At 63.5% G+C, this 14,225-nt stretch carries 12 protein-coding genes; 3 read left to right on the plus strand and 9 right to left on the minus strand.

Going from position 1 to position 14,225, the window contains the following annotated elements; genetic code table 11:
- Positions 1-6: 6 nt before the first annotated feature.
- From P3T42_RS25335 to P3T42_RS25360, 6 genes are all read right to left on the minus strand, one after another.
- Positions 7-939: a LysR family transcriptional regulator gene (locus tag P3T42_RS25335; protein ID WP_429307554.1), complete on the minus strand. Its 933-nt coding sequence runs from the start codon at positions 937-939 to the stop codon at positions 7-9.
- Between the two features lie 319 nt (positions 940-1,258).
- Positions 1,259-3,076: a glutamine--fructose-6-phosphate transaminase (isomerizing) gene (gene glmS, locus P3T42_RS25340; protein ID WP_429307555.1), complete on the minus strand. Its 1,818-nt coding sequence runs from the start codon at positions 3,074-3,076 to the stop codon at positions 1,259-1,261.
- A 64-nt stretch (positions 3,077-3,140) separates the two neighbouring features.
- Positions 3,141-4,502 carry a bifunctional UDP-N-acetylglucosamine diphosphorylase/glucosamine-1-phosphate N-acetyltransferase GlmU gene (gene glmU, locus P3T42_RS25345; protein ID WP_429307556.1) on the minus strand — a complete coding sequence of 454 codons (1,362 nt, stop codon included), beginning with the start codon at positions 4,500-4,502 and terminating at the stop codon, positions 3,141-3,143.
- 167 nt (positions 4,503-4,669) lie between these two features.
- Entirely contained in the window at positions 4,670-5,677 is a 1,008-nt protein-coding gene (gene ttcA / locus P3T42_RS25350; RefSeq protein WP_074301370.1) for a tRNA 2-thiocytidine(32) synthetase TtcA, read from the minus strand.
- Positions 5,678-5,680: 3 nt separating this feature from the next.
- Entirely contained in the window at positions 5,681-6,076 is a 396-nt protein-coding gene (locus tag P3T42_RS25355; protein WP_074301369.1) for a dihydroneopterin aldolase, read from the minus strand.
- Positions 6,077-6,155: 79 nt separating this feature from the next.
- The gene (locus P3T42_RS25360) at positions 6,156-6,980 is read right to left on the minus strand and encodes an SDR family oxidoreductase (protein WP_429307557.1); all 825 of its coding nucleotides are present in this window, start codon (positions 6,978-6,980) and stop codon (positions 6,156-6,158) included.
- A gap of 13 nt (positions 6,981-6,993) precedes the next feature.
- Between P3T42_RS25360 and P3T42_RS25365 the strand changes: the two genes are divergently transcribed.
- A complete protein-coding gene (locus P3T42_RS25365; RefSeq protein ID WP_429307558.1) occupies positions 6,994-8,181 on the plus strand; it encodes a class I SAM-dependent methyltransferase in 1,188 nt (395 codons plus the stop codon).
- Between the two features lie 75 nt (positions 8,182-8,256).
- Positions 8,257-8,451, plus strand: coding sequence for a DUF2905 domain-containing protein (locus P3T42_RS25370; RefSeq protein ID WP_074301820.1), 195 nt, complete (start codon positions 8,257-8,259; stop codon positions 8,449-8,451).
- A 656-nt stretch (positions 8,452-9,107) separates the two neighbouring features.
- On the opposite strand, the gene P3T42_RS25375 is transcribed toward P3T42_RS25370, so the two are convergent.
- The 3 genes from P3T42_RS25375 to P3T42_RS25385 all read right to left on the minus strand — a co-directional run bounded on the left by P3T42_RS25375 (position 9,108) and on the right by P3T42_RS25385 (position 13,528).
- Positions 9,108-10,343 carry a multifunctional CCA addition/repair protein gene (locus P3T42_RS25375; protein WP_074301366.1) on the minus strand — a complete coding sequence of 412 codons (1,236 nt, stop codon included), beginning with the start codon at positions 10,341-10,343 and terminating at the stop codon, positions 9,108-9,110.
- Between the two features lie 186 nt (positions 10,344-10,529).
- A complete protein-coding gene (locus P3T42_RS25380; RefSeq protein ID WP_429307559.1) occupies positions 10,530-11,483 on the minus strand; it encodes a complex I NDUFA9 subunit family protein in 954 nt (317 codons plus the stop codon).
- 74 nt (positions 11,484-11,557) lie between these two features.
- The gene (locus P3T42_RS25385) at positions 11,558-13,528 is read right to left on the minus strand and encodes a lytic transglycosylase domain-containing protein (RefSeq protein ID WP_074301363.1); all 1,971 of its coding nucleotides are present in this window, start codon (positions 13,526-13,528) and stop codon (positions 11,558-11,560) included.
- A 77-nt stretch (positions 13,529-13,605) separates the two neighbouring features.
- Here P3T42_RS25385 and P3T42_RS25390 point away from each other — a divergent pair, with 77 nt between their 5' ends.
- Positions 13,606-14,157 (plus strand): 5-formyltetrahydrofolate cyclo-ligase, encoded by a 552-nt coding sequence (locus tag P3T42_RS25390; protein WP_253190241.1) that lies wholly within the window; start codon positions 13,606-13,608, stop codon positions 14,155-14,157.
- The last annotated feature ends 68 nt before the right edge of the window (positions 14,158-14,225 follow it).

A 14,225-nucleotide genomic window follows, 5' to 3' on the forward strand; every position in this document is an offset into this window, starting at 1 on the left:
GGCGCGTCAATCGGCACGCCCGGTTTCCGAGGGCGTGCCGCTCTTGCTGCTGACAGAGGCGCCGAGTATCTCCTCCACGAAGGCGACGAATGCACGCGCCTTCGCACTGACGAGGCGTCCGGCCGGGAACACCGCCCACAGGTCGATCAAGGGCAATTCCCAATCGGTCAGCACAGCCTGGACCGTGCCGTTGGCAAGCTCAGGAGAAAACATCCATTCCGACGCGATCGCGAGGCCCATGTCGCCGAGTACCGTCGTGCGTATGCCCTCGGCGGCGCTCACACTGACGCGCCCGGACACGACCACCGCCACTTCCTTGCCGTGCTGGCTGAACGCCCACGACTCACCGCCGCCCCGCAACGAATAGACCACGACCTGGTGCTGGCTCAGGTCCGCAGGCGTCTTCGGCACGCCCGCTTCGCTGAGATAGCCGGGCGCGCCGACAACCAGCCGGCGGCTTTGCGCAATGCGGCGTGCGGTCATGGTCGAATCGTCGAGCGAGCCCATGCGCAACGCGACGTCCACACCTTTTTCGAGCAGGTCGATGGTGCGATCGTCCAGCACGATGTCGATCTGCAGGTTAGGGTGCCGGTCAAGAAAGGTCTTGAGCGCCGGCAGAATGTGCAGGCGCGCGAAGGTCACCGCGGCGCTGATGCGCAACACCCCGGACAGCCCGGTCGACGCGTCGCGCACGACCTGTTCGGCAAGATCCACTTCTTCGATTGCGCGCCGCGCGTGCTCGTAGAAACGCTGACCGGCATCGGTGGGCGTCAGGCCGCGTGTCGAGCGCAACAGGAGTCGCACGCCGAGCCGCTCCTCGAGTTGCGCGATCGACTTCGAGACGGCCGGTTGGCCGAGCTTGAGACGCTTCGCAGCCGCCGAGAACGAGCCCGCCTCGACGACGCTGACGAACGTTTCCATTGCTGCCATGCGGTCCATGCCGTTGCGTCTCCCTGAATGACCCTGAAGTCGCTGTCGCGGCTGGAGAGGTTTACAGCGGCAAGTCTATCGCTTCAGACTCCTGGCCGCGACAACGGGAACGCCGGGGTTGAAATGAGCGTTCGCGACGTTGTCGTGCTTAATTCCGCATGGGCGACCACTGCTCCATCTCTTCCTTGATGAAGGTGGCTAGAGACTTGATGTTACGGTGGACGCTGGCCTGCTCAAGTGCAGTCATGTACTCCGCGCGGCGTTTCATCGTGATGACCGTCCAGGGGTATTAGTGCTCTCCAGCAGACGCACGCGACCGGCATACACCTCACTCCACCGTCACCGACTTAGCCAGATTCCTCGGCTTGTCCACATCCGTGCCTCTCGCACACGCCGTGTGATAAGCCAGCAACTGCAGCGGCACCACATGAAGAATCGGCGACAGCAACCCGTAATGCTCCGGCATGCGGATCACATGCAGCCCTTCGTCGTTGACGATCTTCGTATCCGCATCCGCGAACACATAAAGCTGACCGCCGCGCGCGCGCACTTCCTGGATATTCGACTTCAGCTTCTCGAGCAGCGCATCGTTCGGCGCCACCGTCACCACCGGCATCGCCTCCGTCACCAGCGCCAGCGGCCCATGCTTCAACTCACCCGCCGGATACGCTTCCGCATGGATATACGAGATCTCCTTGAGCTTCAACGCACCTTCAAGCGCGATCGGATAATGCAGCCCACGCCCGAGGAACAGCGCATGTTCCTTGCGTGAAAACTCTTCGGACCACGCAATGATCTGCGGCTCCAGCGCCAGCACGCTGTTGAGCGCCGCCGGCAAGTGCCGCAACTGCTTGATGTAATCCGCTTCCTGCGCCGCGCTCACATGACCGCGCAGCTTGCCGAGCGTCACCGCCAGCGTGAACAGCGCAACCAGTTGCGTCGTGAACGCCTTGGTCGACGCCACGCCGATCTCGCGGCCCGCATGCGTCAGGAAGGAGAACTCGGTCTGCCGCACCATCGCGCTCGTGCCGACGTTGCACACCGCCAGCGTATGCGAATGCCCAAGCGATTGCGCATGCTTCAGCGCCGCGAGGGTATCCGCCGTCTCGCCCGACTGCGAGATCACCACCACCAGCGCCTTCGGATTCGGCACCGACTCGCGATAGCGATACTCGCTCGCAATCTCGACCTGAGTCGGGATCTTCGCGATCGATTCCAGCCAGTACTTCGCCGTCAGCCCCGAGTAATAGCTCGTGCCGCAAGCCAGAATCAGCAAGCTGTCGATGCCGGCAAACACCTTGTCCGCGCCCTCGCCGAACAGCGTCGCATCGAAGGTTTCGGCTTGCGGGATCGTGTCGGTGATCGCACGCGGTTGCTCGAAAATTTCCTTCTGCATGAAGTGGCGATACGGACCCAGCTCGACCGCGCCACCATACGCCGCTACCTGACGCACCTCGCGCGGCACCTCGTAGCCTTCACGGTCCGCAATGCGCACGCCTTCGAGCGTCAGCTCGCACACGTCGCCTTCTTCGAGGAAGATGAAGCGCTCGGTGCTGCCGGCCAGCGCCAGCGCATCCGAGGCGAGGAAGTTCTCACCCTCGCCCAGCCCGACGACGAGCGGCGAACCCTGCCGCGCACCCACCACCGTATGCGGCTGGTCCTTATGCAGCACCGCAATCGCATACGCGCCGTGCAATTGCTGAACCGCGGCACGCACCGCAGCGAACAGGTCACCCTGATACAGGCTGTGCACCAGATGCGCGATCACTTCCGTATCGGTCTGCGAAACGAATTCGTAGCCCTTGCCGCGCAGCATTTCACGCAGGCCTTCGTAATTCTCGATGATGCCGTTATGCACGAGCGCCAGCGCATTGCGCGAGAAAATCGGGTGCGCGTTGTTCGTGACGGGTGCGCCGTGCGTGGCCCAGCGCGTATGGGCGATCCCCGTGATGCCTTCGAGGCGGCTCTCGCGCACCTGCTCATCCAGATCCGCCACCCGGGCGACGCTGCGCGCACGCTGCGGCTCGCCGTTGGCCAGCACGGCAACGCCGCATGAATCGTAGCCGCGATATTCGAGGCGACGCAGTCCTTCGATCAGGACGGGAACGATATTACGTTGCGCAACCGCGCCAACAATGCCGCACATAGAGTCTTGGTCCTTTGCAGGGGTTCAGTATCAGAGCGTGCAGCGGTCGCACGCCAGGTGCCCTTCAGCTTTTCTTCTTGGTCGGACGCACGAAGCCCGTCTTGCTGGTCTGCGTCTTGTCGTTCAGCACCAGCACGTTCTCCGCGACGTCCTTCCAGATCGTCGTGCCCGCGGCAATCGTCACACCGCGCCCGACGCGCACCGGCGCGACAAACTGCGTATCCGAGCCGACGAACACATCGTCTTCGATGATCGTGCGGTGCTTGTTCGCGCCGTCGTAATTGCAGGTGATGGTGCCCGCGCCGATATTCACGCGCGCGCCGACATCCGCGTCGCCGATGTAGGTCAGATGGCCCGCTTTCGAGCCATGGCCGATCACGGCATTCTTCACTTCGACGAAGTTGCCGACATGCGACTCGTCCTGCAGCGAGGCCCCGGGCCGCAGCCGGGCATACGGCCCCAGCCCCACGTTCGCACCGATTTCGGCGCCTTCGATATGCGTGAAGGCTTCGACCCGCGTGCCCGCGCCGAGCGTCGCATCGCGGATCACGCAGTTCGGCCCGATGGTCACGTTGTCCGCCAGCGTCACGCGCCCTTCGAATACGCAGTTCACGTCGATCGAGACATCGCGCCCGCATTCGAGCGTGCCGCGCACATCGATACGCGCCGGGTCGGCGAGCGTCACGCCCGCCGCCAGCAAGTCATCCGCGACGTTGTGCTGATGGATCCGTTCGAGCTCGGCCAGTTGCTGCTTGCTGTTGACGCCGAGCGTTTCCCATTCTTCGTCCGGTTGCGCCGTGACGACTTCGAAACCGGCTTCGATGGCGCGCTCGACCACGTCGGTCAGATAGAACTCGCCCTGTGCGTTGTCGTTCTTCAGCGAGGCGAGCCACATGCCGAGTTGGGCTGTGGGCGTGACGACGATGCCGGTGTTGATCTCGGCGATGCGCAACTGTTCCGGCGTCGCGTCCTTTTGCTCGACGATGCGCACCACGCAGCCGGTCTGGTCGCGCACGATGCGCCCGTAGCCCGACGGATCGTCGAGCGTCACGGTGAGCACGCCGTAGCAACCTTCCGCGGCGCTGTCGACGAGCCGCTTGAGCGTGCTTGCCCGCGTAAGCGGCACGTCGCCGTACAGCACCAGCGTGGACACCGTGGGATCGAGCAGCGGCAAGGCCTGCTGCACCGCGTGCCCCGTGCCGAGCTGCTGTTCCTGCACGGCGAACAGGACATCGGGCGCTGCCACCGCCGCGCGCACGGCCTCGCCGCCATGGCCTACCACCACCACGAGACGGGTGGGCTTGAGCGTACGGGCGGTGTCGATGACGTGAGATAGGAGCGGCCGGCCGGCCAGGGGATGGAGCACCTTGGGCAGCGCAGAGCGCATGCGCTTACCGGTGCCTGCCGCCAAAATCACAATGTTCATGGCGTCGGCGAGGGGGACGAGTTTGGAGCCGTTAATTCTAGCATGCGGCTCATGACGGCGAACCCGCCGTCAAAGCCCACGCCGGCGGCGCGCAAGCCCGGAAGCGTGGGGCTTCCGGGGCTTATCGAAGCAGAAGTAGCTGAAGAAGCGAAAGAACCCGCGTCACTTCACAGATCGTCGAACTGCACGATCGAAATCGGCTTCGCGCCATTGAGCGTCAGGCCTTCGCCGGCATCGGTCGAGCACGGTTCTTCGTCGAAAGCGATATCGCCGTGCGGATCGGCCTCGCCCGTCGCGCGCAGATCGGCGAACGGGAACAGCTTGTGATCCATCAGATGCGACGGCACGATGTTCGACAGCGCGTTGAACATATTCTCGACGCGGCCCGGGAAGCGCTTCTCCCAATCGCGGATCAGCGCCTTCATTTCCGCGCGCTTCAGATTGGGCTGGCTGCCGCACAGGTTACACGGGATGATCGGAAATTCGCGCAACTCCGCGTATTTCTCCAGATCCGTCTCCTTCACATAGGCGAGCGGCCGGATCACGATGTTCTTGCCGTCATCCGATTGCAGCTTGGGCGGCATGCCCTTCAGCTTGCCGCCGTAGAACAGGTTCAGGAGCAGCGTCTGCAGGATGTCGTCGCGGTGATGGCCGAGCGCGATCTTGGTCGCGCCCAGTTCGCCCGCCACCCGGTACAGGATGCCGCGCCGCAGCCGCGAGCACAGCGAGCAGGTGGTCTTGCCTTCCGGCACCAGCCGCTTGACGATGCTGTAGGTGTCCTGGTTCTCGATGTGGAACGGAATGTCCAGTTGCTTCAGGTATTCCGGCAGCACGTGCTCCGGGAAACCCGGCTGCTTCTGGTCGAGGTTGACCGCGACAATGTCGAAGTTGATCGGCGCCCGTTCACGCAGGCGCATCAGCACGTCGAGCATGGCGTAGCTGTCCTTGCCGCCCGACAGGCACACCATCACCTTGTCGCCTTCCTCGATCATGTTGAAGTCGCCGATCGCCTGACCGACGAGGCGCGCGAGCCGCTTGAAGAGCTTGTTGTTCTCGTACGCCTCTTTCTGCTCGCGCCGCGTGAGCGCCGGCTTGACGGGGCGTTCGGCGGCGCTCGTCGCTTCGGCCGTGGCGGCCTGCTGCGACTCGGCGCTCAGGATTTCAGGAGCGTTCATGGCTCAATCCTCTTTGATGCGGAAGACTTCGACGCCGACTGCATCGCAGTCCGGATACACGTCCGGCTTTTCCGTGGACACGCGAGCCGCGCGCACCTGCGGATGGGCGAGCAGCGCGGTCAGGAGGTCGTCGCAGAGCGTTTCCTGCAGATGGATGTGCCCCCGCTCGACGCGGCGCGCGATGGTGGAGCGCATGAAGTCGTAGTCGACGACTTCGCGCAGCTTGTCTTCGACGGGCGTCGACAATGCGAGCGGCACGTACAGTTCGACGTTGATCACGACGCGCTGCTCGCCGCGCTTTTCGAAGTCGTGCACGCCGATGTTGATGTGCACTTCGTAGTTGCGCAGAAAAAGCCGGCGGCAATCGGCTAGCCGGGGGTGCGAAAGAGCGGCAAACATGGTCGTTCCAGTCAAAAAAGGCGTGCAGGGCACGCAAGGGGACGCTTCAATGCGCGACGGCCAATGGGGCCGCGCGCGTTCAGGCGCCCGTCAAAAACATCACGTCGCGCGGGGACGGCACGAGGTGCTGACCACCGTCGACGACCAGCGTCGTCCCGGTCACACCCGCCGCCTCGGCCAGATACAGCGCGGCGGCGACGATATCCTCGGGCCGCGACGCACGGCCGAGCGGGGTGACGCGATGAGCCGCGGCAAAACCTTCCGGCGTCTGGTCGCCCGACTGCAGCGTCAGACCGGGCGCGAGACCCACCACGCGCAGCTTCGGCGCCAGCGCCTGGGCGAGCGCCACGGTGGCGGTCTGCAACGCGGCCTTCGACAGCGTATAGGACAGGTAGTCCGGATTCATGTTGTACAGCTTCTGGTCCAGCACGTTGATGACGACGGCGCGCTGCGTTTCGTCGCTGCGCGCCGCGTCCGGCGTGACCTCGTACAGCATACGCGCCAGCACGAGCGGTGCGCCGACATTCGCGGCCATATGGCTCAGCAGAGCTTCGTAGCCGACGTTCTGGGCGGTATCTTCGTCGAACTGGGAGGCATTGTTGACGACACACACCGGCCGGCCCAGCGTTGCGGTGCAGTCCGGCACGAGCCGGGCGACCTCAGCCTCGACGGCGAGGTCCGCCTGCAGCGCGACCGCGCGACGGCCGAGCGCGGTGATTTCGGCGACCACTTCGTCGGCTTCGGCCTTCGACTTCCCGTAATGGACGGCGACGTCCCAGCCCCGGCTGGCAAAGCCGAGCGCGAGGGCGCGACCGATCCGCCGGGCGGCGCCGGTGATCAGCACGACGCGCGCGACGGCGGCCGGACGGGCGTGGACTGCGGAAGTATCGGAGGGGACGGTCATTTACAATACGCGGATGAATCCGAAAGCTCACCAACCCGATAGTTTACCTGCTCCCGGCCCGACCGCGCTTGCGCAGTCGGAAGCGCTGGCTGGGCAAATCCGTGCGGAGATCGCGCAAGCGGGCGGCTGGCTGCCGTTCGACCGCTATATGGAGCGCGCCTTGTACGCGCCGGGACTGGGCTATTACGGCGGCGGCTCGGTGAAATTCGGCCGTCGGCCGGAGGACGGCAGCGACTTCGTCACGGCGCCGGAACTCTCGCCGCTATTCGCCGCGACGCTGGCCCGACCGGTCGCGCAAGCGCTGGAGGCGAGCGGCACGCGTCACCTGATGGAATTCGGTGCGGGCACGGGCAAGCTGGCGGCGGGCCTGCTGAAGGCGCTGGATGCGCTGGGCGCGCAATTCGACACGTATTCGATCGTCGATCTGTCGGGCGAGTTGCGGGAACGCCAACGCGCGACGCTGGAGGCGGAGGCGCCGGCGCTGGCCGCGCGGGTACGCTGGCTGGAAGCGTTGCCGCAGCAGTTCGAGGGGGTGGTGATCGGCAACGAGGTTCTGGACGCGATGCCGGTGCGACTCTTCGCGCATGCCGGGGGCGTCTGGCACGAACGCGGCGTGACGTTGCATGAGGGAGTGTTTGAGTTCGAAGACCGGCCGGTGAACTCAGCGCAGGACGTTGAGTTTCTGGCGGAGATTGAAGTGGATGGCGAGTACGTCACGGAGACGCACGACGCGGGGCGGGCTTTTACGCGGACGATCTGCACGATGCTGACGCGGGGGGCGGCGTTGCTGATCGACTATGGGTTTCCGCGCCACGAGTACTACCATGCGCAACGTGCGGGGGGGACGTTGATGTGCCATTACCGGCATCGGGCGCATGGCGATCCGTTTGTTTATCCGGGCTTGCAGGACATTACGGCGCACGTGGAGTTTACGGGGATTGCCGAGGCGGGCGTCGAGGCGGGGGCGGATTTGCTGGGGTATACGTCGCAGGCGCGGTTTCTGTTGAATGCGGGGATTACCGAGGTGCTGGGCGAGATTGATCCGACGGATACGGCGCGGTTTTTACCGGCGGCCAATTCGGTGCAGAAGTTGTTATCCGAAGCGGAGATGGGGGAGTTGTTCAAGGTGATTGCGTTTTCGCGGGGCATTGAGGAGACGCTCGATGCGTTTGCCAGTGGCGACCGGACGCATACTCTTTGATTTAAGCCCGTTCGGGTTGGTTTGTGCTTCTGGTTTGCATTTTCGTTAGGGTTCGTTTCCGTTAGGGGCTTTGCGATGATCCGGTGGTTGTTGACTACGTTTATCGCTGTGGCCATTTTGTCGTCGTGTTGGCCCTGGCTGCGCAAGATTGGGATTGGGCGGATGCCCGGGGATGTCACCCTTCGGTTGTTCGGGAAGGAATATCCGTTTCCTTTTATGTCTACGCTTGTTTTGTCTATGATTTTGTCGGTGATTGCTCGGGTTTTGTAGTTGTTTTTTTGCCTGCGGCGCTTTGGTTGTTGTTCTTGGGGTGTTGGCCTTTCCTTGATTTCTTAGTGGTCTATTAGCTTCGCCCCTGTGCGGGGCAGCACTTACTTTCTTTGCCGCCGCAAAGAAAGTAAGCAAAGAAAGCGGGCTCACACCGCCAGCGTTTAGCGAGCCATCTAGGTCCACCACTGGAAACGGCCCAAGACAAGACCCGCCCTCGCACCCCACACGTTATTGACACAGCGCTCATCCACCCCACTCCGCACTACGTGCGTCGCGGATGGGTCTGCATGGGAAGGCGGGGTCTTCCTGGACAAATAGTACTGTCAATTAACATTAGATATCCTACCGAAATTGCAGAAGGCGCTATGCCCGCCGGCGGGGCGCGTAGCGCAACGCTGGAACGAATGACTGCCTTGTCACGAGCGGTGGAAATGCGAGGGCGGCTCTCGTGTTGGGCCGTTTCCCGAAGCATGCTGAGATGGCTCACTACGGGCTGGCGGTTGCAGCCCGCTTTCTTTGCTTACTTTCTTTGCGGCGGCAAAGAAAGTAAGTGCTGCCCCGCACAGGGGCGACGCCAATAGACCACTAAGAAATCAAGGAAAGGCCAACACCCCAAGAACAACAACAAAACCAAGCCGCCGCAGGCAAAAACCCAACTACTCCCCCAAAGCCCGCCCAACAGCCCTAACCCTCTCCCGATGCACAGCATCTTTAATAAGCGAAGGCTTCTCAGCAAGACCAAGCGCGACAGCCCCCGCATCAACAGCCCGCGCAGCGACAAGAGCGACACGAAGCCGTTCAGCCTGCGGATACTCGCTGGCCTCAAACCCTAACCGTCCCCGAGCATCGGCCTCACAAGCCTGCAAAGCCTCAGCAAACCGCGCAGGTTTCCTAAGCGCATCACACCGCTCAAACAACCGCACAACGCCAGCGGCACCCGTATCCATCACGCGATGAATATTCCCATGCTCCCGCGCAACGAGAACAGCCAGATCCCGACACTCATTCGGCACCCGCAACCGCTCGCACAAAGGCTTAAGCAAATCCACACTACGCCCTTCATGCCCAATATGCCGCGGCAACACATCCTCCGGCGTAGTCGCCTTCCCCAAATCGTGCGTAAGCGCCGCAAACCGCACCGCCAACGCATACCCCTGCGCCGCGGCATGATCCACCACCATCATCACATGCACACCCGTATCCACCTCCGGATGGTAGTCCGCCCGCTGCGGCACGCCCCACAACGCATCGATCTCCGGCAAAATCCGCACAAGCGCACCGCACTCGCGCAACACCTCGAACATCCGCGACGGCCGTGCCTCCATCAAGCCGCGTGACAACTCCTGCCACACCCGCTCCGGCACCAGCGCATCCACCTCGCCCGCGCTCACCATCTTGCGCATCAATACCTGCGTCTCCTGCGCTACCGTGAAATCAGTGAAGCGCGCAGCAAAACGCGCGACGCGCAAGATTCGTACGGGATCCTCAAGAAATGCATCGCTGACATGACGGAAGACGCGCGCCTGCAAGTCGGCCTGTCCATCGAACGGGTCGATCACCGGCCCCGTCAACGTGCCGTCCGGCTGCAACTGGCGCGCCATCGCGTTGATCGTCAGGTCGCGCCGCGCCAGATCCTCCTCGAGCGTGACGTCCGGCGCATAGAAGAACTGGAAGCCGTGATAACCCGCCGCCGTCTTGCGCTCGGTGCGCGCCAGCGCATATTCCTCGTGCGTCTGCGGATGCAGGAATACCGGGAAGTCCTTGCCCACCGGACGGTAGCCTTGCGCCACCATCTGCTCCGGCGTCGCGCCCACCACCACGTAATCGCGGTCCTGAACCGGCACACCCAGCAACTCGTCGCGGATCGCGCCGCCTACCACGTAGATATTCATGCGCACGTATCGTAGACAGGAGTCGCGGCTTTCGAGCCGGCTGCAAACAACTCGATGCACACTGCCTCGAACGGAATGCCGACATGTTTCAACAGCAGCCGCGGACGCAATGGCCACGACCCATCGTTCTTGTCACCAATAAGGAGTTTCATTGCCTGATAAGCGAGAAAATGAAAAACGGGGAATTCAACGCCCGGCGTTGGCGCGGAACGCATTGAAGCGCGAGCGGGGCGACGCTCCGGTCAGATACACGGGCGCAATGGTCTCGATGCTGGCCGGCTCAAGGCCCAGCTCGGGCGCAAGCGGCCCACTCAGCACGCTCGGCACCTTCATCGAATCCAGATTGTCGCGCGAGATCACTGGCTCGCCGGGCGCGATTTCGAAAGTCAGCGCCTGCAGCCGCGCCAGCGCATCCGGCAGACGGATGATCCGCGCGTGACGGCCGATCACGTCGCCGCAGTACTTCACCAGTTGCTCCAGCGTATAGACGGTCGGGCCGCCCAACTCGTAGCTGCGACCACTGGCGGCATCGAGATCGAGCACGTTGACGATGGCCTTCACGACATCGCCGACAAACACCGGCTGGAATTGTGCATCCGGGCTCGCCAGTGGAATCACCGGAAAGATCCGCTGCAAGAACGCGAACTGGTTCAGGAACGCGTCCTCAGGACCGAACACTACCGAAGGCCGGAAAATTGTCGTGGCGAGCGTGGAGGCGCGCACCGCCTTTTCACCATCGCCCTTGGAGCGCAAATACATGCTCGGGCCATTCTGGTCGGCGCCGAGCGCGCTGATATGGATCAACCGATGCACGCCCTTGCCTTCGCATGCGGCCACGATCTTCGTCGGCAACTCGACGTTCGTTTTCGCGAATTCCGGGCCATACGGCGTGCCGCGTCCGCCATGCAACGTGCCGACGAGGTTGATCACCGCGTCGGCATTCTCGACGAAGCGCGCGAGCTCGACCGGATCGAACACATCGGTTTCGATCACGTCGATTGGCAGCAGCGTGAGATGACGGGCGTTGTAGCGCCGGCGCGTAGCAATGCGGACGTCTTTGCCGAGCTCGACGAGCGCGTTGACGAGATGGCTGCCGATAAAACCGGAACCGCCGATGATCGCAATGGCTTGATGTCGCATTTCCGACTCCCTGGTGGAAGCCGCGGCAACGGCTGGAGTGAGGCGCCGCCGCGTGACGCGCGGCGGCACGACGCTTACGGTGCGATATAACCCAAACGCGCCTTCAGCGATTGCGGACGGCCTTCGAACAGTGCCGCGTAGTAGACCGTATTGGACAGCACATTCTTGACGTAGTCGCGGGTCTCGTTGAACGGGATCGTCTCCGCGAAGATCGCGCCCTCAACCGGATGCGCCAGCCCTTCCCGCCATGCCTTCGGACGGCCCGGACCGGCGTTGTAGCCGGCGGTGGCGAGTACGGCGGACCCGTCGAACTGATTGTAGATCATCGACAGGTAGTTGGTGCCGAGCAGGATGTTCGTGTTGATGTCGTTCATCTGCTCGCGCGAGATCGGACCCAGACCAATCTTCTTCGCCACCAGTTGCGCGGTGCCCGGCATCAACTGCATCAGGCCGCTCGCGCCCACGTCCGAGCGCGCATTCATGATGAAACGCGACTCCTGGCGGATCAAACCATACGCCCATTCGACGTCGAGCCCATTGGTCTGCGCATCGCGCTCGACGATGTCGCGGAACGGCGACAGGTAGCGCAACGAGAAATCGTGCTCGGTCTTCGTGCGGTCCGCCGTGTTGACGGTGCGGTCATACAGTTCGATACGGCGCGCGTACTCGGCCACCGCCAGCAGTTGCCGGTCGCTCATGGTGCGCAGCGGCCAGTTCCACTCGCGGTTGCCTTCGAGACGCAGATTGAGCTGATAGAAGCGTTGCGCGAGCGCCAGGCCCGGCGTGTTCGCCGCTTGCTGCACTTCGGCGTCGGACACCATGGTTTTCGGTGGCACGGTGATCTTCTGGCCCAGGTCTTCCGTAGCGAGCTGGCCGTAAAAGTTATAGCCCGAAGCGATCTGGGCGAATTCCTGGTTGGCCTGCGCGGTGTTGCCCCCTTCCTTGAGAGCACGCGCGTGCCAGTACACCCACGACGGCTGGCTGCGCAATGCCGCCGGCATCTGCTCGATCGACCAGCGCACCATCGTCCAGTCGCCTGCCAGCAGTGCGCTGCGGGTACGCCATTCGTAGGCCGGGTTCGACAGCAACGGCGCATTCGCCGACAACCGGTACCAGTCCACCGCGGTCGACATCTGCTTGGCCGCGGCCTGGTAAGCAATCGTGCCCCAGCCGATCGCCCGCTCCGGCGAACTGAGCGACGGCGCCACCGACGCGAAGGTCGCCGCGGCCATTGCCGGGTCGTTGCGCGCCATACGCGTGATCGCCAGCAGCGCCAGTTGATGCGACTGCGCATCCGGTCCGACGCCACGCGCGAGCAGCAGCGGCGGCGTGCTCGCCGCCTGATCGAACAGCACCGGGTCGGGGCGCTGGTTGCCGAGCGCGTCGACCAGCTTGCTGCCGGTGCTGGTGTAGTTCTGTTCGTAAGCGAGGCGGATCTGCTGCCAGACGTCGTCCGCGCTGAACTGCTGGTTCAAGGCAAGCGAGGTGATCAGGTCGACGCAACCGTCGCCGTACCACTTCGGGTCGACCAGCAGCGCACGCGCCGCGTCCGCCACGTTCTCACCGTGCGCGGCGCGCGATTCGAGCGCGTAGCACTTGACCTGCGTATCGTCGTTGAGCACGAAGCGCGCATATTGCTGGTCGAAGTTATTCCAGTCGTGACGCGCGCCGAGTACCACCAGGTAGTCGTTGCGCAACCGGTCGGCAATCGCCTGGCCGTCGTACTTCTGCAGGAACGACAACACCGGCGCGTCCGGCGCATCGACGCGCGGATGCCCCGTCGAATCGAACAACTGCGGCTTGATCTGGAAGTACTCCACATACGACGGCGCCGGATAGTCCGGAATCATCGCCGCCAGTTGCGCTGCGCGACCCGGATCGTTATCGCGCGCGGCTTCGCGCAGCTGGATGAAAGTCTGGTCGTCGTTGGAGAGTTGCGAAAGCGGAACAGGCTTCACGGCCGAGGCCGTGCTGCACGCGACGAGTGCCGCTGCGGCAAGCGCAAGACCGGCCGCGCGATATACTCGAAAGAGGCGTTTTGACATCGTTGTTTCTGGAGCGCGAATTGAACCCAAGCATAGCACGCAACCCCTTCCCGGAATCGAAAAACGCGCTCCGTAAAATGCTGCTGGAAACACGTGTACATGCGGCTCTCGGGCCGGCGGACAGCGAGGCGTTGAGCCGCCGCCTGCTCGATGCGCTGAAACGTTACGAACCGGCCTGCGTGGGCTTTTACTGGCCGCTGCCGGGCGAGTTCGACGCCCGTGCGGCCATCGCCATCTGGCTCGCGCCCGGTGGGCAGCGGCAGGCGAGTCTGCCCGTGGTCAGGACGCGCGGCGAAGCGCTGGAATTCCACGCCTGGGCACCTGACACGCCAATGAAGACCGGCCATCACCGGATTCCCGAGCCGGTCCCGCAAGAGGTGGTGGTGCCCGACCTGCTGTTCGTGCCGTGCGTCGGCTTCGATGCGCAAGGCTACCGGTTGGGTTATGGCGGCGGCTATTACGACCGCACGCTCGCGTCGTGGCCCGGCAAGAAGAAGCCCATCACCATCGGCGTGGCCTGCGAAGCCTGCCGCATCGACGCGCTGCAGCGCGAAGCCCACGACATCCCGCTCGACATGATCGTCACCGAGGCGGCTTGTTATCCGGAGCAGGCGCAGCAAGCCAACTGAGCCTCACCGCGTCACATCGTCACGGTGCCTGAAGATCACGGCGCTTAAAGATAAAGAGCCACCGCACC

Source organism: Paraburkholderia sp. GAS38 (assembly GCF_050434965.1).
Taxonomy (GTDB): domain Bacteria; phylum Pseudomonadota; class Gammaproteobacteria; order Burkholderiales; family Burkholderiaceae; genus Paraburkholderia; species Paraburkholderia phenazinium_A.